The 21,465-nt window shown below is 42.9% G+C and carries 19 protein-coding genes; 18 read left to right on the forward strand and 1 reads right to left on the reverse strand.

What is annotated here, in order from left to right:
- The first annotated feature begins 23 nt into the window (after positions 1-23).
- The 6 genes from BXY41_RS25155 to BXY41_RS25180 all read left to right on the forward strand — a co-directional run bounded on the left by BXY41_RS25155 (position 24) and on the right by BXY41_RS25180 (position 6,215).
- Entirely contained in the window at positions 24-1,838 is a 1,815-nt protein-coding gene (locus tag BXY41_RS25155; protein ID WP_170072592.1) for a methyl-accepting chemotaxis protein, read from the forward strand.
- An 85-nt stretch (positions 1,839-1,923) separates the two neighbouring features.
- The gene (locus BXY41_RS25160; RefSeq protein WP_104439628.1) at positions 1,924-2,622 is read left to right on the forward strand and encodes a 5'-methylthioadenosine/adenosylhomocysteine nucleosidase; all 699 of its coding nucleotides are present in this window, start codon (positions 1,924-1,926) and stop codon (positions 2,620-2,622) included.
- 127 nt (positions 2,623-2,749) lie between these two features.
- Positions 2,750-3,667 (forward strand): hypothetical protein, encoded by a 918-nt coding sequence (locus BXY41_RS25165; protein ID WP_104439629.1) that lies wholly within the window; start codon positions 2,750-2,752, stop codon positions 3,665-3,667.
- A gap of 111 nt (positions 3,668-3,778) precedes the next feature.
- Complete coding sequence (locus BXY41_RS25170; protein WP_104439630.1) at positions 3,779-5,125, forward strand: glucose-6-phosphate isomerase; 1,347 nt, start codon at positions 3,779-3,781, stop codon at positions 5,123-5,125.
- Positions 5,126-5,316: 191 nt separating this feature from the next.
- Positions 5,317-5,718: a YbaN family protein gene (locus BXY41_RS25175; protein ID WP_104439631.1), complete on the forward strand. Its 402-nt coding sequence runs from the start codon at positions 5,317-5,319 to the stop codon at positions 5,716-5,718.
- A gap of 23 nt (positions 5,719-5,741) precedes the next feature.
- The gene (locus tag BXY41_RS25180; protein WP_104439632.1) at positions 5,742-6,215 is read left to right on the forward strand and encodes a pyridoxamine 5'-phosphate oxidase family protein; all 474 of its coding nucleotides are present in this window, start codon (positions 5,742-5,744) and stop codon (positions 6,213-6,215) included.
- Positions 6,216-6,293: 78 nt separating this feature from the next.
- Here the strand turns inward: BXY41_RS25180 and BXY41_RS25185 are convergent, their stop codons facing one another.
- Positions 6,294-6,560 (reverse strand): hypothetical protein, encoded by a 267-nt coding sequence (locus BXY41_RS25185; RefSeq protein ID WP_104439633.1) that lies wholly within the window; start codon positions 6,558-6,560, stop codon positions 6,294-6,296.
- 167 nt (positions 6,561-6,727) lie between these two features.
- Between BXY41_RS25185 and BXY41_RS25190 the strand changes: the two genes are divergently transcribed.
- From BXY41_RS25190 to BXY41_RS25245, 12 genes are all read left to right on the forward strand, one after another.
- Positions 6,728-7,819 carry a regulatory protein RecX gene (locus BXY41_RS25190; protein ID WP_104439634.1) on the forward strand — a complete coding sequence of 364 codons (1,092 nt, stop codon included), beginning with the start codon at positions 6,728-6,730 and terminating at the stop codon, positions 7,817-7,819.
- A 141-nt stretch (positions 7,820-7,960) separates the two neighbouring features.
- Positions 7,961-8,560, forward strand: coding sequence for a spore protease YyaC (yyaC, locus tag BXY41_RS25195; RefSeq protein WP_104439635.1), 600 nt, complete (start codon positions 7,961-7,963; stop codon positions 8,558-8,560).
- Between the two features lie 62 nt (positions 8,561-8,622).
- Positions 8,623-9,873, forward strand: a complete 1,251-nt coding sequence (locus tag BXY41_RS25200) for a LysM peptidoglycan-binding domain-containing protein (protein ID WP_104439636.1) — start codon at positions 8,623-8,625, stop codon at positions 9,871-9,873.
- Between the two features lie 72 nt (positions 9,874-9,945).
- On the forward strand, positions 9,946-11,220 hold the full coding sequence (locus tag BXY41_RS25205) for a DUF5711 family protein (protein ID WP_104439637.1): 1,275 nt from the start codon (positions 9,946-9,948) through the stop codon (positions 11,218-11,220).
- The gene (gene tkt / locus BXY41_RS25210; protein ID WP_104439638.1) at positions 11,217-13,196 is read left to right on the forward strand and encodes a transketolase; all 1,980 of its coding nucleotides are present in this window, start codon (positions 11,217-11,219) and stop codon (positions 13,194-13,196) included. Before BXY41_RS25205 ends, tkt begins: the two co-directional genes overlap by 4 nt.
- A 45-nt stretch (positions 13,197-13,241) precedes the next feature.
- Complete coding sequence (locus BXY41_RS25215) at positions 13,242-14,186, forward strand: ROK family glucokinase (protein ID WP_104439639.1); 945 nt, start codon at positions 13,242-13,244, stop codon at positions 14,184-14,186.
- A 346-nt stretch (positions 14,187-14,532) separates the two neighbouring features.
- Positions 14,533-16,203, forward strand: a complete 1,671-nt coding sequence (locus tag BXY41_RS25220) for a putative manganese-dependent inorganic diphosphatase (protein WP_104439640.1) — start codon at positions 14,533-14,535, stop codon at positions 16,201-16,203.
- Between the two features lie 15 nt (positions 16,204-16,218).
- Entirely contained in the window at positions 16,219-16,857 is a 639-nt protein-coding gene (locus BXY41_RS25225) for a flavin reductase family protein (protein WP_104439641.1), read from the forward strand.
- The gene (locus tag BXY41_RS25230; protein WP_104439642.1) at positions 16,854-17,387 is read left to right on the forward strand and encodes a shikimate kinase; all 534 of its coding nucleotides are present in this window, start codon (positions 16,854-16,856) and stop codon (positions 17,385-17,387) included. The genes BXY41_RS25225 and BXY41_RS25230 overlap by 4 nt, the downstream gene beginning before the upstream one ends.
- A gap of 302 nt (positions 17,388-17,689) precedes the next feature.
- Positions 17,690-19,372, forward strand: coding sequence for a peptide ABC transporter substrate-binding protein (locus tag BXY41_RS25235; protein ID WP_104439643.1), 1,683 nt, complete (start codon positions 17,690-17,692; stop codon positions 19,370-19,372).
- Between the two features lie 90 nt (positions 19,373-19,462).
- Positions 19,463-20,410 carry an ABC transporter permease gene (locus tag BXY41_RS25240; RefSeq protein ID WP_104439644.1) on the forward strand — a complete coding sequence of 316 codons (948 nt, stop codon included), beginning with the start codon at positions 19,463-19,465 and terminating at the stop codon, positions 20,408-20,410.
- The gene (locus tag BXY41_RS25245) at positions 20,397-21,458 is read left to right on the forward strand and encodes an ABC transporter permease (RefSeq protein ID WP_104439645.1); all 1,062 of its coding nucleotides are present in this window, start codon (positions 20,397-20,399) and stop codon (positions 21,456-21,458) included. The genes BXY41_RS25240 and BXY41_RS25245 overlap by 14 nt, the downstream gene beginning before the upstream one ends.
- The last annotated feature ends 7 nt before the right edge of the window (positions 21,459-21,465 follow it).

A 21,465-nucleotide genomic window follows, 5' to 3' on the forward strand; every position in this document is an offset into this window, starting at 1 on the left:
AATACATAATGGGAGGTACACTTATGAGTGACAAGAAAGGGTTTAAGGTTTGGATTACAAATTTAACGGTTAAATGGAAATTATCAATTGGGTTTGGTATATTATTTTTAATATTATTAATTTCGCTGGGTACTTCAGCAAGCAGTATATCCAAAATCGGAAACCAGGTAGAATTATATTCAAAATTCACCTACCCTCTTACCTCTAACAACCTGGAAGCCCAGAGGGATGCTGTGTCAGTTCAGAGATTTTTACTAATGGCGCTTCTTGAAAAAGAATCAGGGAAAGATTATCAGGCTTCTCTTGACATGTCCAGTAAAAGCGCACAAAATTTTATGGAGGTTTTTGATAAATTTGCTAAAAACCAGAGAAGTGCAGCCAATGATAAAAACATAGCAGATGTGAATCAGCATGTACAGGAGGCGGAAGTAGCCCGTAATAAAATTCTTGACCTGTTAAACGACCCATCCAAAAAAGATGCATCAGCAGCCTATACCATTTTCCAGGAAGAATTTTTACCACCCTTTAATCAGATCACAGATATCATGGAACAGATGAATGTGGTTGGTGCACAAAAAGCAGATGTACAGAAACAGACAGCTAAAAGCGTTATTGCAGAGTCATGGGTAATACTTCTGGTGGTACTTGTGGCATCTGTTTTAGCTACTCTTTCTATTATAATTGTACTGACACGGGCGATTCTAAAACCTGTTAAAGAAATAGAAGAAGTGTACAAGGACATGGCGGAAGGAAATCTTCGTTCAGAAATTCACTATGAGAGCCGCGATGAACTGGGGCGTATGGCGGAAAGCATTCGTTCCACCAATGCAAGACTTATTACTTATATTGAAGATATTATTTCAAAACTCACCATGCTTTCTCAGGGTAACATGAGTTTTACGGTTGATCTGGATTATGTTGGTGATTACTCTGCAATCAAACAGTCTTTACTCAGCACAATTGCCTCATTAAATGCAACGATGCAGGTGATCCATACAGCAGCTGAGCAGGTAAACTCCGGAGCAGGACAGGTCTCTGATGCTTCTCAGGCATTAGCATCAGGAGCAACCGAGCAGGCGGCAACCATTGAAGAGCTGACTGCTTCCATTCACAGCGTAACGGAAAAAGCGGAAAAAAATACAGTATCTGTACGTAATGCGACAGAGTCGGTATTCCAGGCTGGTCAGGGAGTAGGAGAAAGTAATAACCGGATGAAACTCCTGAATGAAGCAATGAAAGAAATCAGCCATTCTTCAGAAGAAATATCCAAGGTAACAAAGATAGTGGAAGACATCGCGTTCCAGACAAACATACTGGCATTAAATGCAGCAGTAGAAGCAGCAAGAGCCGGTGAGGCAGGCAAGGGCTTCGCTGTAGTTGCGGATGAGGTGAGAAATCTGGCCGCAAAATCAGCGGAAGCAGCCAAACAGACAGCAGATCTGGTACAGAAATCTACGGATAAAGTAGCAGAAGGCGAGCGTATGGCAAACGAAAGCTTAAGGCTTTTAGACGATGTAGCTGAGAAGTCTTCAATGGTGGAAAAAGCAATTAAACAGATCGAGTCCGATACCCAGGATCAGGCAAATTCCATTGTCGAGATTAACCAGGGGCTTTCCCAGGTTTCCGCTGTTGTACAGACCAACGCTGCAACTGCAGAAGAAAGCTCTGCTTCCAGTGAGGAACTGGCTGCACAGGCACAGATACTTCGGGAACAGATTTCAAAATTTAAGCTATCTGCTTTATCTGGTACCGCAGGCATAGAGTCTTTCTCTGTAAAAAGTGTAAAACCGGAATTGAGCCAGCCTGAAGTTTTTGATCCTGCGTCCGGAAAATATTGAAATTAATTACACAATTGCTCCATTTTCCGTTATAATAATACGGTAGCCGGTGAAATAATGGATAAAAACATAAAGGAGGACTGCTATGTTAGGGATTATCGGAGCAATGGATGTGGAAGTTGCAGAAATAAAAGAATCCATGAAGGATGTTACGGTTGAAACCATAGCGGCAATGGATTTTTATAAAGGAACATTAAAAGGACTGGAAGCAGTTGTAGTCCGGTGCGGGATAGGAAAGGTCAATGCAGCTATCTGCACACAGATTCTGGCGGATCATTACCATGTGACTGCAGTCATTAATACAGGAATTGCCGGTTCTTTAAAGAATGAGATCAATATTGGAGATGTGGTGCTTTCCACCGATGTAGTACATCATGATATGGATGCAACAGGCTTTGGTTATCCGGCAGGACAGATCCCACAGATGAAGGAATTTTCATTTCATGCAGATGAAAAACTCCGCAATCTGGCTGAGAATTGCTGCAAAGAGGTGAATCCTGAAGTTGGAATTTTTAAAGGAAGGGTGGTTTCAGGGGATCAGTTCGTCTCTGACAGGGTTAAAAAGACCTGGATTTCTGATACATTTCAGGGATTTTGTACAGAGATGGAGGGGGCTGCCATTGCACAGACGGCTCACTTAAACCACATACCATTTCTCATTATCAGAGCCATCTCAGATAAGGCGGATGACAGCGCAAATATGGACTATAGCGAGTTTGAACAAAAGGCTGTGAAAGCTTCTGTGAACCTTATTTTAGCTATGGCAGAAAAATATTCAGATTAACTTAATAATCGAATTCTGGCAGGATTTGACGAACGATTCTAGGCTCTCTCATCTTCCCAAAGGCAGTCCGGGTGTTTATAATAAACCTATCACCCGGAGATGCCGGGAAGAAAGGGGAGCTATTATTATGCTGGAATTTTTACAGACAGGCAAAGCGTTATACGTGATGGCAGTTTTCTGCGGCATTGGCATTATTACCAGATGGCTGACACGTAACCTCTACAAAAGACTGATTAAAGAATCAGACAATCTGACACTTACTAAAAACAGGAACCTTCGTGCTTTTAAACAGAAGACCGAATCAACGTATCAAATGAACCAGGGGATTCCCAGGGTCAAGCCTTATTTAGAAAGACAGATGTATGATTTTAAACATATGGGTATTACACTCCATGGCTGGAACATGTTATCCAATCAAATGACACTCTGGTGTTTCTTAGCGGGTGGTGCAGCCGCGTTTGGTTCTTACTGGTACCGTACAGATCCTTATTACATAGTGTTGTATGGTTCGGTAGGAATTATGGCAGGTTTGTTTACCATATTGGTGGATCATGGTGCGGGAGTCACAGAAAAACGCCAGCAGCTGTTTGCAGCACTGGACAATTATCTGGAGAATACGCTGATCTACCGACTGGATCAGGAGCGGGAGGAATCAGCTTCCATGTCGGGGCCGCGGCTGGAGCCTCGTGAAAATATCCGTTCTATCTATGCAGCTCAGTCGAGAGTTGCAGCAGAACCGGAAGTGGAGCCGGATCGAAAGGCCGACAGAAGGAGCACCAGACAGAGGGTGCGCAACCGTCCTCAAAAGCAGGCGGAGGAATATTCTGATGAAATGGAGCGTTTGCCAATGAGAGGAGAATCCATGGATGCATCGGAAGTAAAAGGTTCCGTCCGTGATGTGGACTATTTAAAAAAGAGTCTGGAACAGATCGCAGCAAGCAGGGAAAAGGAGCGGGGAAACAGGCAGGGAGAGGATTGGCTTAAGGATTTAAATCCGGAAGAATTAAAGCTGATTGGCGAAATTCTCCAGGAATATTTAACATGAACGTTCGGAGGGCAGAAGAAAATAAAGTCGCATTTCGATGAGTTCTATGATATAATTTTCCTAAACAGGCAGACAGGAACCTGACATAATAGGAAAAGGAGAATATTAGCAATGGGAAATATAGTTTTTGATGATTCCAGAGCAGCAGGATTTGTATCAGCAGAAGAGATGGATAACATGAAAGCCACAGTACTGTGTGCGAAGGATGTGCTGATGAACAAAACTGGTGCGGGTAACGATTTCTTGGGGTGGATTGATCTACCAGTCAATTATGATAAAAAAGAATTCCAGGAAATAAAGGCGGCAGCAGAGAAAATTCAGAGTGATTCTGATGTACTGCTTGTTGTCGGGATCGGCGGCTCTTATCTTGGTGCAAGAGCAGCGATCGAATTTTTATCCCACAGCTTTTATAACGTATTACCAAAAGGAAAGCGTAAAACTCCGGAGATTTATTTCGTCGGCAACAGCATCAGCAGCAAGTATATTCAGGATTTAAAGGACGTGCTGGAAGGAAAAGATTTCTCCGTTAATATTATATCCAAATCCGGTACAACCACAGAGCCTGCAATTGCATTCCGTGTATTTAAGGATCTGCTGATCGAAAAGTATGGACGTGAAGAGGCAAATAAAAGGATTTATGCCACTACGGATAAGGCGAAGGGTGCGTTAAAAAATTTAGCGGACCAGGAAGGTTATCAAACGTTTGTTGTTCCGGATGATGTGGGAGGACGTTTCTCAGTGCTTACGGCAGTCGGCCTTCTTCCGATTGCAGTATCCGGTGCTGATATTGATAAATTGATGGAAGGCGCGGCAGCAGCCAGAGAGGAGGCAGTAAACGCACCTTATGAATCAAACGGTGCACTCCGGTATGCAGCGATCCGCAACATACTCCTTAGAAAGGGAAAGTCGGTTGAGATCGTGGCAAATTATGAGCCAAGCCTTCATTATGTTTCCGAGTGGTGGAAACAGCTGTTTGGAGAAAGCGAAGGAAAGGATCAGAGAGGTATTTTTCCGGCAGCAGTGGATTTAACCACAGACTTGCACTCTATGGGACAGTTTATTCAGGATGGGTCCCGAATTATGTTTGAAACTGTATTAAATGTAGAAGAATCTCCGGCAGAGATCCTCTTAAAGGAAGAAGAGGTTGATACAGACGGAATGAACTATCTGGCGGGAAAGAGCGTGGACTTCGTGAACAAGAGCGCGATGAATGGAACCATTCTGGCGCACAGTGACGGAGATGTCCCGAATCTGATGGTGAACATTCCGGATCAGGATGAATTCAGCTTAGGACAGCTGTTTTACTTCTTTGAATATGCCTGTGGTGTAAGCGGCTATATTCTGGGAGTGAATCCATTCAACCAGCCGGGTGTGGAAAGCTATAAAAAGAATATGTTTGCTCTCCTTGGAAAGCCTGGATTTGAGAAGGAAAGAGAAGAGCTTTTAAAGAGATTATAATCTGGTCTGAATATAAAAAAGTCATGTGAATTTATAAATTCTATGGCTTTTTTTATTGACTCAGGCTTTGCCGCAGTAGACATGGTATAGAACTGTATCCTATAAAAAAGCGAAAACTGTCCCTTATCAAGAGGACGGTATTGCTGTATAATTTTATATCAGAAATAGAATGAAACGGAGTCGCAATAGGAATGATTGAAAAAGAAAAAACTCAATTAAAAAGCAGATCCAAAATCGTGAAATTTATTTATCTCACCACAGGGCTGGTCTTTTTGGGGCTGGGACTGCTGGGAATTGTGCTGCCGGTTCTCCCTACAACGCCATTTCTTCTGATTACTGCTTACTGCTTTGCAAAAGGGTCTTCCCGATTTCACCAATGGTTTTGCCATACCCATATTTATCAGAAGTATATAGAAAACTATATAAAGGAAAGGGCCATGACACTTAAAACCAAGCTGTCAATTTTAATATTTGCGTCTACGGTTATGATGATTGCATTTGCAACAATCCATGTTTTGCCTGCAAGGTGCTTTCTCATTGCAGTCATGCTCTTTCATTGGTGGTATTTCTTTTTCCGTATTAAAACAAAATAATTTATTACAGGAGGATAAATAAAGTGCAATATAGAATGAAAACACATCCGCTATCAGAAGAAAAGTTGAATGATTTATTGTCCAGAGTGCAAACGGGCAGCCTGGCAACCCTTAATGAAGACGGCACCCCATACAATACGCCGGTTCACTATGTCTATGTTAATGAGTGTATTTATGTGCATGGATTGCCCAAAGGACAAAAGATTGACAATATTATCCGAGACAGCAAAGTAGGATTTACCGTGTATGAGATGCAGGCGCTTTTGCTTGATGCAAATGGGAAACCCTGTGATACCAATACAAAATATGAGAGTGCAATTGTAACGGGAAGAGCTGCTTTGGTTGGTGATTTGGAAGAAAAGAGGATGGCTCTGCAGAAAGTAGTGGAAAAATACACTCCCCAGCTGGCTCATGTCCCGCTTCCAGAAAACATGGTTCGGGGAACTGCAGTAATACGAATCAGCATAGTTGAGCTGACAGGCAAGTACTATGAATAAAGATTAAAAAATAGTTGTAAAAAGGCAGACAGCAAATTTGGCTGTCTGCCTTAATAAATATTAGTTATGCCAGGATTGTTATTCTTCTATAATCTGTATCTCCAGAAAATCAAAATCAATGGGTTCCATAAAATTATCCTGAGTAAATCGTGTTTTTGAATGAACTTTAAAATCCTTTACAGTAGAATCAAGCCATATGGGCTTTCCAAGATCAAACTGATAGCAGATCTCTTCCAGAGACTGAAACACCATGGAAGTTCTGGACAGACTGTAATCGGAGATACAGATGACGGTATCTTTTACGATCCGGGTATTGGTTATTAATTTTGCCCACATACGAAACATAATAATTTTCCCTTCTATCTGACAAATTTCGGTGACCGCCAGTCATTTGATGAAACGATTATAGCATTATGTGTACGAATATGGCAAGGAAGAAATTCAGGACATTGTAAAACAAATCAACCTATGATAAAATTGTGAGAGGAAAAACCGAAGGAGGAAGACAAAAGATGGCACAGCCTATAGAAGATCAGGTTGGATTTCTTGGAGAGGCATGCAGAGCCGTTCAGGAACTATCGGTAAGCAAGAGTTTGCTTGAAAAATACCGTCTGGAAGAAAAGAGTCTTTTTAGAGAACTGGAAGCAGAGAGAAAGGCTGTGACCGATGCCATCAGCCTTACGGTGAAAAAAAGGGTACAGGAAATTAACGATACCTATGACAGAGAAATCGCGAGAGAACAGGACAATTTAAAGCGTTTAAGAAACAAACGGGAAAAAGCCAAAACCCAGGGAATTAAGGAACGGATTGAAGAGGAGACTCAGGAGCTTAAGGATAAAAACAAAGAATTGTTAACTGAGTTAAAATCTGTTTTTAAACGGGATCATGTCCCGTCTTATTGCAGGAGCACCTGGTATTATGCTTTGTTTTTCACCAGAGGGTTTTCTGAAACCATTATCCTGCTTTTTACCGCACTTATTTTTTTCCTTGCAATACCCTGCGGAATCTATTTTCTTATACCCCAAAGAAAATCATTTTACCTGGCAGGAATTTATTTTGTCTCAATTCTGCTTTTTGGTGGAATTTATATTCTGATTAACAATCGGACAAGAGTCAGACACCCAGAGGCTTTAAAAAAGGGAAGGGCGATTAAAAATTCTATAAAATCCAATCGGAGAAAGCTTCGTGCCATTATCCGCTCTATAAAAAAGGATCGTAACGAAAAGGTCTATAATCTGGAGAAATTCGATGATGAGATTGCAAGAACAGAACAGGATCTTGCTGATATTGCGGACAAGAAACAGGAGGCACTAAATACATTTGATAAGGTAACCAGTACGATTATTTCCGATGAAATCGCCAGCAGTAAGAGAGAAAAGATCGCACAGCTTGAGAAGGAGCACGAAGAGGCGGTTAATAACTGGAAGGAAGCTCAGATACGGGTTAAGGAGCAGACGCTGTTTATCAATGATAATTATGCCTCTTATATCGGATCTGAATATATGATACCGGAAAAGCTTGATGAACTGGCAGATATGATACGGATGGGGAAGGCACAGACCATTAGTGAAGCCAAGGAAATTTATAATAGCATAAAAGACTAAAATTAAGGTACAGGAACCAGCCGGCTTAGACGGCAGGCCTGTACCTTTTTTTGCATTTTTCCAGAGGAATGAGGTGAATAATTCTAAAGAACCCGGCTTATAATAGAACAGAGAAAAATAAGGACAGCAGGGCAGTATATTATGAAATTATGGGAAAGAATTGCAATCCGGGGAAATCGGGATGTTTTTTATTATGACACCAGGCAGACCTTTGAAGCAGAGGAGTTTGCCTCCAGACTTTACAGCATGATATGCTCGGAGCAGGAGAATGGAAAATCGGCAGGTGTGCTGTTTTTATGCATAGGCACCGACCGTTCCACGGGAGACAGCCTTGGGCCCTTAATTGGTTATAAGCTAAATGAAATGGGACTGGAGCATTTAGAGTTACTGGGCACGTTGGAGCGTCCGGTCCACGCCATGAATTTAGATACCTATCAGACTATTTTGAAGCTGCGATATCCCAATCATGTTGTGGTAGCTGTGGATGCCTCGGTTGGAAATATAGAGCACATTGGTTATGTCACTCTTGGAAAAGGGGCGTTAAAACCAGGCCTTGGAGTCAGCAAAGAGCTTCGGGCTGTAGGGGATATTTTTATTACAGGTATTGTGGGAAGCTGCGGAAATTATGATCCGCTTATGCTTCAGAGTATCCGGCTTTCTGTTGTCATGCGTATGGCAGACTGCATCAGCCGCAGTATTTGTCTTGTCGAAAAGTTATGGGAAAACTCGTACTTTCTTTGACACGTTTTTCAAAAGCCTTATGCTATGATTCATTGGATTAAATAGAATAGCGGGGTGATCCAATGGATGAATTATACAATCCGTTCCCGAAGCTGCCCAAAAACATCAGACAGATTGGGGAACGGGATGAAATCGTAAAATTATATGTAGAGGATTATGTTAACACATATTTAAAACGTCTTTTTCCTGTAAGTGGACAAAGACTGCGGGTCGGGCTTTTGCTTGGCAGCTTGGAGTTAAGTGAGGGGACGCCGTATATCTTTATCGACGGAGCATTGGAGATGGAAGATGTGACGGAAGAGGGCCTGAAGGTGTCCTTTACAGAACTGTCATGGAAAAGAGCTTCCCAAAACATGGACCAGCTTTTTCCAAAAAGATCCATACAGGGCTGGTTTATATGTGGAAGTCCCGGAGAAGATTTAAGTCCTTTAAATTACTGGAAGCAGCACATGCAGTATTTTGGAGGTCCCAACAAACTAATGTATCTAAGTTGTGGAACAGAGGGGGATGAAACAATTTATGTAACCTCGGAAGATGGTTTTTATAAACTTCAGGGGTACAGTATCTATTATGAACGCAATCAAATGATGCAGGATTATATGGTACTGCGCAAGGATGTAAAACGTATCGAAACCGATACAAATGATAAGGTAATTGAAGAATTCCGCAAGCGAATGGGCGAGAACAAAGAAGAAGCGGTGGACAGGCATCAGACTGTCGGACTTCTCCGGGGCATGTGCATGGCCATGTCAGTTGTCGTATTAGCTGGCGGAATTGTTATGTTTAACAACTATGAGCGTATGAAAAGCATGGAAAGTGTGGTAGTGTCTGCAATTCCAGCCAAGGCTGAAAAAATACTCCTGGGTGATAAGGCCCAGCAAAAGGGTGAAAAAAAGGAATCGGGAGTAGTGGTAGAGGAAGCAGATGGTGAAGTTTATCCAACCTCTGCAGTCAACAAGGAAACCATGTCTGAAACCATGCCCGGTACCGAACAGGCCCAGACAGCGGCACAGGCTGGGGAGACAGCGGGTGAGACAGTCAGTGAGACAGCTGCAGCCGCAGAGACAGAACCAGCAACACAAAAGGTAGTAGAAGAGAAGGTGACACAGGCAGCCAAACCTGAGACACAACCGGCAACCCAGGCAGCGGCGACGGATGGACAACGGATTCATACCGTGGTAGAAGGAGAAACGCTGTATGGGATTTGTATTGCTGAATATAAGAGTGTGAATAAATTAAAGGAAATTTGTGAATTGAATGGACTGGAAGATGAAAATAAGATAGTTGCGGGCCAGAAATTGCGTCTTCCGTAGAAAAACTTAATGCGTTTCTCTCTAATTTGATGTATACTACAATTACATATGGGCATTTTTAGGAGAAACTGCATGAGCGATATGAACTCTATGAACAGAGAGATAAAGAAAGACCAGCTGCGGCGTCAGATTGTCCCGGCTTCACCGCAAAAGGACGAGGACAGCAATGAAATCATAAAAAGAGCCCGCACAAAGGTTAAAAAGAAAAAGTTAAAGATTTTTCTGGTGGTGCTTTTTATCCTGTCTGCTGGTGCAGTCAGTCTGTATACATATTTGAATTATTATCAGTATACTGGATACAGCGTCGTCTGGGAAAAATCGCTCAATGAAGGAAGCTACGTTGGATATTTGGACTTTGGAACCAATGTGTTAAAGTACAGCAAGGATGGAGCTTCCTATATTGATAACCAGGGGAAAGAAGTATGGATACAGAGCTATGAGATGAAATCACCGGTTGCCAGTGTCAATGGCTCTTATGCGGTCATTGCGGATCAACAGGGTAATTCCATCTATGTCTTTGATAAGACTGGTAATACCGGAGTGGCAAACACGGTACTGCCTATTATAAAGGCGTCTGTATCAGCCCATGGAGTGGTGGCCGCGATCTTAGAAGATACTACTTCCAATTATGTGTATTTCTATAAACGGGATGGCAGTTCTCTGGATGTGAAGATCAAAGCTTTATTAGGAGGAGATTCCGGTTATCCGGTGGATATCAGCTTATCTCCTGATGGAACACAGCTGATTGGATCTTATGCATTTTTAAAAAATGGAACAATGAATGGAAGAGTTGCCTTTCATAATTTTGCAGAAATTGGCAAAAGTGTTCCGGACAGGCTTGTGGGGGGATTTGATGAACCTTATGAGTCCACATTTGTAGCGCAGGTAAGGTTTCTTGATGACACATACTCCTGTGCGTTTGCAGATAATGGTATATCGTTTTATTCCACAAAGAATGCACTTTCTCCGGAGCTGATTAAGCAGATTCCGGCTGAAGATGAGATAAAAAGTGTATTTTATTCGGACAAGTATGCAGGAATGATTACCGATAACCCTGAGGGGGAAAATCCTTATAAGCTTTCTGTATATAAATCCAATGGGAACCTGATGTTTACCAACGGTTTCCAATATCAGTACACCCATGCCGATATTGACGGAAACCTGGTAATTTTGTATAATGAAGACTCTTGCAGAGTCTATAACATGTCAGGAAGGCTTAAATTTTCCGGTACATTTGATTTTCCCATAACAAAAATCCGAAACGGCAGATTTCCCAATACTCTGATCGTATCCGGACCCCAGAACATGAAAGAAATAAGATTACAAATAGGAGGACAATACCAATGAGCAACATCGATACTATGTCAATTAATGCAATCCGCATCCTTTCTGCCGATGCAATCCAGAAAGCCAACTCCGGACATCCGGGACTTCCTTTAGGCTGTGCATCTGCTGCGTATGAATTATGGGCAAATCACATGAATCATAATCCGGCAGATCCAACATGGGCCAACAGAGACCGTTTTATCCTGTCCGGAGGCCATGGATCCATGCTGTTGTACTCTTTGCTTCATCTGTTTGGATATGGTAATTTATCCAAAGAGGATGTGATGAATTTCCGCCAGCTTGGTTCTAAAACTCCCGGACATCCGGAGTATGGCCATACGGTGGGAGTTGAGGCAACCACAGGTCCTCTAGGAGCTGGTATGGGTATGGCAGTGGGTATGGCAATTGCCGAAAGTCATCTTGCTGCTGTATTTAATAAGGACAACTATCCGGTAGTTGATCATTACACCTTTGCTTTGGGTGGAGACGGCTGCATGATGGAAGGAATTTCCTCCGAAGTATTTTCTCTTGCAGGAACTCTTGGTCTGGGTAAATTAATTGTAATTTATGATTCCAATAAAATTTCCATTGAAGGAAGTACAGATATCGCATTTACAGAGAATGTACAAAAACGTATGGAAGCATTTGGTTTCCAGATTATTACAGTTGAAGATGGGAATGATTTAGAAGCCATCGGACGTGCAATCGAAGAGGCAAAGGCAGATACCGAGCATCCTTCCTTTATCACCATAAAGACACAGATCGGCTTTGGCTGTCCTGCAAAGCAGGGTAAGGCAAGTGCTCACGGGGAACCTCTGGGTGCGGATAACATCACTGCATTAAAGGAAAACTTAGGCTGGCCATCTATGGAACCATTCTACGTTCCGGAGGAAGTTTACAGCCATTACAGAAAGCTTGCTGAGGAAAAGGCTGAGACAGAGGCGGCATGGAATGTGATGTTTGCTGCGTACTGCCAGGAGTATCCAGACATGGAAGAACTGTGGAATGCTTACCATGACCCGGATGCAGGAGAGAAATCCATTGAGGCATGCGCTGATTTCTGGAAAAAGCCGGAGAAGGCAGATGCAACCAGAAATTTATCCGGACAGATTTTAAACAGAATTAAGACATATATGCCAAACTTAATCGGCGGCTCTGCGGATTTAGCACCTTCCAATAAGACAAATATGTCGGATATGGGAGATTACAGCAAGGAAAACCCGGCTGGCAGAAACATGCATTTTGGAGTTCGGGAACTTGGAATGACAGCCATAGGAAACGGTATGATGCTTCACGGCGGACTTCGTACCTATGTATCTACTTTCTTTGTTTTCAGTGATTACACAAAACCCATGGCACGTCTTTCCGCTTTAATGGGCGTACCGTTATCCTTCGTATTCACTCATGACAGTATTGGTGTTGGAGAAGATGGTCCGACTCATGAGCCAATCGAGCAGCTTGCCATGTTACGTGCACTGCCAAACTTCCATGTATTCCGTCCCTGTGATGAAACAGAGACAGAAGCAGCATGGTACTCTGCACTGACTTCCAAAAAGACACCAACCGCTCTGGTTCTTACCAGACAGAATCTGACACCTATGCCAGGAAGCAGCAAAGAGGCATTAAAGGGTGGCTATGTAATCGATGACTGTGAAGGAACACCAGATCTGATTCTGATTGCCAGCGGATCGGAAGTAGAACTGTCTGTAAAAGCAAAAGCGCTGATTCCTGATCAGAAAGTCCGTGTAGTTTCCATGCCATGTATGGATTTATTTGAGGAGCAGAGCCAGGAGTATAAGGAATCCGTACTTCCAAAAGCAGTTAGAAAACGTGTGGCAGTGGAAGCATTAAGTGATTTCGGCTGGGGCAAATATGTAGGCCTTGACGGCGCATATGTGACCATGACTGGATTCGGTGCAAGCGGTCCTGCTAATCTGTTATTTGACCACTTTGGATTTACGCCTGAGCATGTAGCAGAAGTGGCAAAATCCTTATAATAATCAGCATCTGTGTTACAAAAGCATAAAGGAGTGTATCTGGACATGGGAAAAAAGTGTGTTGGCATAGATGTGGGAGGAACATCTGTTAAGATCGGAATATTTGAAACAACAGGGGAACTTCTTCATAAGTGGGAGGTTGGTACCAGAACGGAAGAGAACGGAAGATACATTCTTGATGATGTATCTGCTTCCATTCTGGAAACACTTAAGAAGCTTTCTCTCTCTCTTGATGAGATCAAAGGCATAGGAATGGGAGTTCCTGGTCCGGTTATGCCGGATGGATATGTGGAGGTCTGCGTCAATTTAGGCTGGCGTGATTTATATCCGGGCAGAGAACTGAGCAGCAGGCTGGACGGAATTCCGGTGCTGTGCGGAAATGATGCCAATGTGGCTGCCCTGGGCGAGATGTGGCAGGGCGGCGGTAAAGGCTACGAAGATATCGTTATGGTCACTCTGGGCACAGGTGTGGGCGGCGGCGTAATCCTGGGAGAGAAGATTATTGCCGGTAAGCACGGACTGGCAGGTGAAATCGGTCATATCCATATCCGGGATGAAGAGACAGAACATTGCAACTGCGGCGGCGTAGGCTGTGTGGAGCAGATTGCAAGTGCTACTGGCATTGCGAGGGAAGCAAGACGCAAGATGGCTTCTACGGATATTCCTTCTGTATTACGGCAATTCGGAGATGATGTTACTGCGAAGGAAGTCTTGGATGGGGCAAAGGCTGGAGATGAACTGGCAAAGTCTGTGATCGATATCGTGGGTCATTATCTTGGCCTTACACTGGCTCAGATTACCATGGTCATTGACCCGGAAGTATTTGTTATAGGCGGAGGTGTATCAAAGGCAGGACAATATCTTATTGATGAGATATTCCGCCATTATGACAGGTTTACTCCTATCTCAAAAAGCAAGAGCAAAATCGTTCTTGCGACACTGGGGAATGATGCTGGGATCTATGGCGCAGCAAGACTGATTCTTGACTGATAATGAGCATGTAATAGATAAGGAAGGCAGAGAGAATAAACGCTCTCTCTGCTTTCCTTTTTACATTGAGAGGGAAATGTTCTCACTAAGAGTGGGATTGAAGCAGCCATCGCTTATTTACAATTTACTAAATTATGATATAATGGGAATACTTCACAAAGGATAAAACCTTGTAAAATGAGGAGACCCCGGCTGCCAGGCAGCCGGGGCAATTATGAAAAATCTATGTGCAATTTGACTATTTAAGCGTTTTTGTTTGTTTGATTTCTATACAATTAGTATAAAAAATACATGTGAACACAATATGAACGCTGTGTAAACAGATTATGAAATAAAGGAGGAACCCATGGAAGAGAACCGTAGAAACAGGAAAACAATTGTAATTGGACATAAAAACCCGGATACAGATTCCATTTGTTCAGCTGTCTGTTATGCCAATTTAAAAAGGCTGCTGACAAAGGAAGACTATCAGCCGGGAAGAGCTGGGCGGGTGAATGAAGAGACCCAGTTCGTACTTAATTATTTTGGAGTTGAGCCTCCGGAACTGATTGAGAATGTAAAGACCCAGGTGCTGGATATTGAGATAAGGGAGACCCGTGGGGTTAAGAAAAACCTGTCTTTGAAAAATGCCTGGAATTTGATGCAGGAGGCCAATGCTGTAACCATTCCTGCTGTGACTGACGATGGAATGCTGGAGGGGCTTATTACAGTAGGTGATATTGCAAAGTCCTATATGAATGTGTATGACAGCAGTATTTTATCAAAAGCCAATACTCAGTATGCCAACATTGTGGAAACTTTAGAAGGAAATATGGTGGTTGGTGATGTCAGCGATTATTTTAATAACGGAAAGGTTTTAATTGCTGCAGCCAATCCTGACATGATGGAATACTATATTGCCAAAGGTGATCTGGTTATTTTAGGAAACCGCTATGAATCCCAGCTGTGTGCCATTGAGATGGAAGCGGCCTGCATTATTGTCTGTGAAGGTGCTGCAGTTTCCATGACCATAAAGAAGCTTGCCCAGGAGCGTGGGTGTGCAGTTATGACAACTCCGTATGATACCTATACCGCCGCCCGTCTGGTAAATCAGAGTATTCCAATCAGTTATTTTATGAAAACAGACGGACTGATTACCTTCGAGGTAGAGGATTATATTGACGATATTAAGGATGTAATGGCCAGCAAACGCCATCGTGATTTCCCTGTTCTTGATAAGAATGGAAAATATAAAGGAATGATTTCCCGTAGAAACCTACTTGGTGCGAAAGGAAAACGTCTGATTCTGGTTGACCATAATGAGCGGTCACAGGCTGTTGAGGGAATGGAAAGTGCTGAGGTGCTGGAGATTATTGATCACCACAGACTTGGAACTGTGGAGACCATAGCCCCGGTATTCTTCCGCAACCAGCCGGTTGGATGTACCGCTACGATTATATACCAGATGTATCAGGAAAATCACATGGAGATAGAACCCAAGATAGCTGGTTTATTATGTAGTGCTATCATTTCTGACACGCTTCTGTTTCGTTCTCCTACCTGCACAGAGGCAGATAAGAGGGCGGCTCTTAATCTTGCAGACATTGCAGGGATTGAGGTGGAAAAATATGCTTCTTCCATGTTTGCAGCAGGAAGCAATTTAAAAGGGAAAACAGATGGAGAGATCTTCTATCAGGACTTTAAGAAATTTACATTTGGAAAGGTGAACTTTGGAGTAGGACAGATCAGCTCTTTAAACCCCAGGGAACTGGATGAATTAAAAGAGAGAATGCTTCCTTATATGAAAAAGGCCAGAGAGGAGCATGGGGTAGACATGATGTTCTTTATGCTGACCAATATTCTTACGGAATCCACGGAACTTCTTTGTGAGGGACAGGGTGCGAAACAACTGATTGCAACTGCATTCCGTGCAGAGGATTCCGCAGACAGCGGTGAAGATCATCTGGTAAGTCTTCCCGGTGTTGTATCCAGGAAAAAGCAGCTGATTCCTGGTATTATGCTTGCAGTGCAGGAATAGAGGGAGGCAGGAATCATGAAAGATAAGAATAACAGAGAGTCCGGGCAGGCAAAGCCATCGGGCAAGACAGACTGGAAGCCTGGAAATATGCTTTATCCAGTACCTGCAGTTATGGTGAGCTGTATGCGCCAGGGAGAAAAGCCTAATATCATTACGATAGCCTGGGCCGGGACAATCTGTTCTTCTCCTGCCATGCTGTCCATTTCCATCAGGCGGGAGCGCTATTCCTATAATATTATTAAGGAAACCGGTGAGTTTGCTTTAAATCTGGTGACTGCAGATTTGGTCCGGGCAGCGGATTACTGCGGTGTGAAATCTGGAAGAGACGTGGATAAATTTTCTGATATGAAATTAACCCCCTGTTCTTTAACAAATATAGGAGTGCCGGGAATCGCAGAAAGTCCGGTGATTCTTTCCTGTAAAGTTACAGAGATCAAGCCTCTTGGAAGTCATGATCTTTTTCTCGCTGAGGTAGTGGGTGTAACGGTAGACAACCAGTATATGGATGAGAAGAATAAATTTCATCTGAATCAGTCCAAACTGATTACTTATTCCCATGGAGAGTATTTTGAACTTGGAAAAAAGGTGGGTACGTTTGGTTATTCAGTAAAAAAAACGGATAAGAAGTCAAAGGACAGGAGGAAAAGGAAATGAGAAGAAACCAGAATCTTGACAACATTACCTTAATTGGAATGCCAGCCTCAGGAAAGAGTACAGTAGGGGTTCTTTTAGCAAAGCGTCTGGGGTACTCCTTTGTTGATGTGGATATCGTAATCCAGGAACAGGAGGGACGGCTGTTAAAAGAGATTATTGCTGAGGAAGGACAAGAGGGCTTTCTTCGAGTGGAGAACAGAGTGAATGCAGAGCTTTCCGTTCATAACAGTGTCATTGCCCCGGGAGGTAGTGTGATCTACGGAACGGAAGCCATGGAACATCTGAAAAAGATCAGTACAGTGGTTTATTTAAAACTTAGTTACGAAGCAGTAGAGGAACGGCTTGGTAATTTAACAGATCGTGGAGTTGTGCTGAAAGATGGAATGACACTAAAAGATTTGTACGAAGAGCGGATTCCTTATTACGAGCAGTACGCGGATATCACCGTCGATGAGACCGGGATTGATGCAGGCGGTATTGTTGATGCTCTAAGAAGCATATTGGAAGAGCGTTTCGGATTGGAAACATAAAGGAATGAAAGCAAGACGTTGAATTGATAAGATTCTGCGTCTTATTTTATTTGTACCAGCATATTTATATAAAAAATGAGGTGATAATGTTAATTTATTTAATGTTATGCTTTGATATATTAAGTAAGCAATTCAAAAATTAACTTATTGATTTTATTATAAGCGATGGGTATTGAAAACTATTGACAAATATATAAAAATATCATAAAGTTATAGAAAATTAAGACTAAGGCGTCTGAACAGAAAATAATTCTGCCAGATGCCTTTATTTTTTTAATTTAATTGAATTGGGAGGTAATTAAATGAAGAAAGCCATGAAAAAAATGGTGTCACTGGGGATCTCCGGATTAATGGTATGGTCGTTAACCGCATGCGGAAACTCCAAACCTGCGGCTCCGGTCTCAGGCACAACCCAGGCTGCAGCGGAAACAAAGGCGGCGGAAGCAGCTAAGGCAAATGCATTAAACGTACATATCGATGTGGAGGTTGCTTCCATGGACCCCCAGATAGCCACAGATGGAACCTCATTCGAAGTAATTGCGGATACTACGGATGGCCTTTATGAGCTGGATGCAGACGGAAATCCGGTTCCGGCATTGGCGGAAAGTGTGGATAAAAGCGCAGATGGGCTGACGCTTACCTATCATTTAAGGGATGCAAAATGGTCCAATGGAACACCTGTTACAGCTAAGGATTTTGTTTTTGCATGGAGAAGGGCAGTGAATCCAGTAACAGCAAGTGAATACGCATTTATTGTTGGAATCGCAGGGATTAAGAACGCAGATGCAGTTTCTTCTGGGGAAAAACCATTAGAAGAACTGGGAGTAACTGCGGTTGATGATAAGACACTGAAAGTAGAGCTTGACGTTCCGGTGCCATTTTTTGAATCTTTAATGGCTTTCCCAACCTTCTATCCGGTAAATGAAGAATTTTTCACCAAGTGTGGGGATCAGTATGCAAGTACACCGGATACGCTGCTGTCAAACGGTCCATTTAAGATTACCGCCTATGAGCCGGCAGCCACTACCATTACTCTGGAGAAAAATCCGGATTACTGGGATGCAGGAAAGGTAAAACTTGATGGTATTAATTATCAGGTTATTAAGGACTCCCAACAGGCAATGCTTGCATATCAGAACGGAGATTTGGACTTAGTCACACTTTCTGGTGAGCAGGTGGAGCAGTTTCAGGCAGATCCTGAATTTAAGAATATTATGGCTGGATATTTATGGTATATATCTCCCAATACCAAAGTGGCAGGCCTTGAAAACCTTAATTTAAGAAAGGCATTGTCCCTTTGCTTTGACAAAGAGGCAGTATGTAAAAATATTTTAAAGGATGGTTCCATTCCGGCATATTTTGCAGTACCAACTCTTCTTGCAACAGGTCCTGACGGAAAAGATTATAGAGAAGATGCAGGAAGCAATTACTTTAAGACAGATAAAGCGGAAGCTTTGAAATATTGGGAAGAGGCGAAAAAGGAACTGGGAGTGGAGAGCCTGACTTACACCATGATTGTGGAAGATACGGAATCTGCCATTAATGTGGCGCAGTTCCTTCAGTCTGAGATTCAGACCACACTTCCGGGAATCACCATTAACTTAGAGCAGATGCCTAAGAAAAACCGTGTAGAGCGGATGCAGGAAGGTACGTTTGAACTTGGTCTTACTCGTTGGGGACCGGACTATGCGGATCCTATGACATATCTTGACATGTGGATTACTGACAGCCCCAACAACTACGGCTTCTGGTCCAATGCTGAATATGATTCCATTATCCAGTCTGCTAAGAAAGGGGATCTTGCACTTGATCCTGCAGCAAGATGGAAAGCCTTAATTGGTGCAGAAAAGATTGTTTGTGACAATGCAGTGATTCTTCCGGTTTACCAGAAGGGAAATGCAGTAATGCAGAAAACTGGGGTTGAAGGCGTGGAATTCCACTCCATTGCGATCAACCGTTATTTTAAGAATACGACTAAGAAATAAGACTTTGTAAGTTTTATATTCTGGCTGCCGGAGGGGTTACAGGTCCTGCCTGTTATTCCTCTGGCTGCTTAATTTGGGAGGGTAACGTTTGTGAAACGATATATTGTTAAGAGAATCTGTATATCAGCAGCCACTTTGCTGGCTATCCTGCTTATATTATTTCTGATGCTGGAACTGATGCCTGGTTCCCCGTTCAATGATGAGAAACTAACCCAGTCTCAGGTAGCGCTGTTAAATGCCAAATACGGTCTGGATAAACCGGTATTCATACGGTTTTTAAACTATGTGAAGAACATGCTGTCTGGTGACTTTGGGGTATCCTATACCATTTCCAAGAATACGTCTATTACCACTCTTTTAGCAACCAGACTTCCTATTTCCATCAGAATCGGAGGGCAGGCAGTTTTACTTGGAACTGTGGTGGGACTGGTATTGGGACTCATAGCTGCTTTAAAGCATAATACGATTTTTGATACCATGACAACGGTTATTTCTGTTCTTGGAGTCAGTCTTCCGTCTTATGTATTTGCACTGGGGCTGTCTTATACCCTTGGCTATCAGTTTAAATGGTTTCCTTTATTGTATCAGCAGCAGGAAGCGGTGAAATCTTCCGTTCTTCCTACCATATCCTTAGCCATGTTTACGGTAGCAACCGTAGCCCGGTTTACCAGAACGGAAATGCTTGAGGTTCTGGGATCCGATTATATGCTTCTTGCAGAAAGCAAGGGGCTTCCCGGCTGGCGGCTTATACTGATTCATGGATTAAGAAATGCACTGATTCCCATTGTCACAGTTCTGGCGCCTCTTGTTGTCAGTCTGATGACCGGTTCTCTGGTGGTGGAAAAAATATTCTCCATTCCTGGAATCGGAAGCCTTCTGGTCACGGCCATTCAGTCCAATGATTATAATGTGATCGTAACTCTGGCATTTATATACAGTGCCATGTATATCGGAATCATGCTTGCTGTGGATATCTTATATGGTCTCATTGATCCACGGATCAGGCTGGCGAAGGAGGATGATTATGAGCAGTCATAACAGGGAAGCAGTAACGTTTGAATTTAAGCCGGATGATTTTATTATGGCCGATAACCACAGGATAGGAATTGACCGGGTTTATCCGGCGCAGTCTTACTGGAAAGATGTCATATCTTCTTTTTTGAAAAATAAAGGGGCAGCAGCGGGATTTATTGCTATAGTGTTTGTCATCTTTATGGCAATTGCCGGCCCATATATGAATGGCTATACATACAATGAACAGATCATAGCAAATCAGAATCTTGCTCCAAGAGTTCCGGTTCTGGAAAAGTTGGGAATCATGGATGGATCAGAGACCATGAACACCTCCACAGGTAAAGTTACGGTTAACCGGTATGTTGATCCGCAAAAGACTACCGGACTTGAAAATACTTATTACTGGTTTGGTACGGATGTATTGGGCAGGGATATATTTACCAGGACGTTTATGGGAACCAGAATCTCCCTTTACATTGCTTTGGTGGCAGTTCTTGTTGACATGTGCTTTGGCATGAGCTACGGTCTGATCAGCGGATATTTTGGGGGTGCAGTGGATAATGCCATGCAGCGGTTTGCGGAGATTTTAAATGGAATTCCGACCCTTGTCATTGTTACCCTTCTTATGCTGGTGTTAAAACCAGGGCTTGCGACCATCACTCTGGCACTTGCCATTACCGGCTGGATTGGTATGAACCGGGTCGCCAGAGCCCAGGTTTTAAAGCTGAAGGAGCAGGAGTTTATTCTTGCATCCAGAACACTTGGAGCGGGGGATTTTTATTTGATTTTTAAGGAAATACTTCCAAACATTTTTGGTCAGCTGATTATTATGTCCATGTTTTCCATACCAAACGCAATCTTTACGGAAGCATTTCTTGCATTTATCGGTCTGGGGGTTCCGGCACCGTTAGCTTCTCTTGGGTCACTGATCAGCGATACGTTTAAGTCCTTCACAACCCATCCCTATATGATCATATCACCGGTGATCGTTCTGGCAGTTATTATGCTCAGTTTTAATATGCTGGCAGATGGACTGAGAGATGCGTTTGATCCGAAGATGAAAGAGATGTAGGAGGCAG

The sequence above is a fragment of the Lacrimispora xylanisolvens genome (assembly GCF_002934545.1).
In the GTDB taxonomy this organism is placed as follows: Bacteria; Bacillota; Clostridia; order Lachnospirales; family Lachnospiraceae; genus Lacrimispora; species Lacrimispora xylanisolvens.

What these genes read in the sequence shown, in the direction of transcription:
- BXY41_RS25155 (WP_170072592.1), top strand. Translation starts at nt 24, where the DNA reads ATGAGTGACAAGAAAGGGTTTAAGGTTTGGATTACAAATTTAACGGTT.
- BXY41_RS25160 (WP_104439628.1), top strand. Translation starts at nt 1,924, where the DNA reads ATGTTAGGGATTATCGGAGCAATGGATGTGGAAGTTGCAGAAATAAAA.
- BXY41_RS25165 (WP_104439629.1), top strand. Translation starts at nt 2,750, where the DNA reads ATGCTGGAATTTTTACAGACAGGCAAAGCGTTATACGTGATGGCAGTT.
- BXY41_RS25170 (WP_104439630.1), top strand. Translation starts at nt 3,779, where the DNA reads ATGGGAAATATAGTTTTTGATGATTCCAGAGCAGCAGGATTTGTATCA.
- BXY41_RS25175 (WP_104439631.1), top strand. Translation starts at nt 5,317, where the DNA reads ATGATTGAAAAAGAAAAAACTCAATTAAAAAGCAGATCCAAAATCGTG.
- BXY41_RS25185 (WP_104439633.1), bottom strand. Translation starts at nt 6,560, where the DNA reads ATGTTTCGTATGTGGGCAAAATTAATAACCAATACCCGGATCGTAAAA.
- BXY41_RS25190 (WP_104439634.1), top strand. Translation starts at nt 6,728, where the DNA reads ATGGCACAGCCTATAGAAGATCAGGTTGGATTTCTTGGAGAGGCATGC.
- yyaC (WP_104439635.1), top strand. Translation starts at nt 7,961, where the DNA reads ATGAAATTATGGGAAAGAATTGCAATCCGGGGAAATCGGGATGTTTTT.
- BXY41_RS25200 (WP_104439636.1), top strand. Translation starts at nt 8,623, where the DNA reads ATGGATGAATTATACAATCCGTTCCCGAAGCTGCCCAAAAACATCAGA.
- BXY41_RS25205 (WP_104439637.1), top strand. Translation starts at nt 9,946, where the DNA reads ATGAGCGATATGAACTCTATGAACAGAGAGATAAAGAAAGACCAGCTG.
- tkt (WP_104439638.1), top strand. Translation starts at nt 11,217, where the DNA reads ATGAGCAACATCGATACTATGTCAATTAATGCAATCCGCATCCTTTCT.
- BXY41_RS25215 (WP_104439639.1), top strand. Translation starts at nt 13,242, where the DNA reads ATGGGAAAAAAGTGTGTTGGCATAGATGTGGGAGGAACATCTGTTAAG.
- BXY41_RS25220 (WP_104439640.1), top strand. Translation starts at nt 14,533, where the DNA reads ATGGAAGAGAACCGTAGAAACAGGAAAACAATTGTAATTGGACATAAA.
- BXY41_RS25225 (WP_104439641.1), top strand. Translation starts at nt 16,219, where the DNA reads ATGAAAGATAAGAATAACAGAGAGTCCGGGCAGGCAAAGCCATCGGGC.
- BXY41_RS25230 (WP_104439642.1), top strand. Translation starts at nt 16,854, where the DNA reads ATGAGAAGAAACCAGAATCTTGACAACATTACCTTAATTGGAATGCCA.
- BXY41_RS25235 (WP_104439643.1), top strand. Translation starts at nt 17,690, where the DNA reads ATGAAGAAAGCCATGAAAAAAATGGTGTCACTGGGGATCTCCGGATTA.
- BXY41_RS25245 (WP_104439645.1), top strand. Translation starts at nt 20,397, where the DNA reads ATGAGCAGTCATAACAGGGAAGCAGTAACGTTTGAATTTAAGCCGGAT.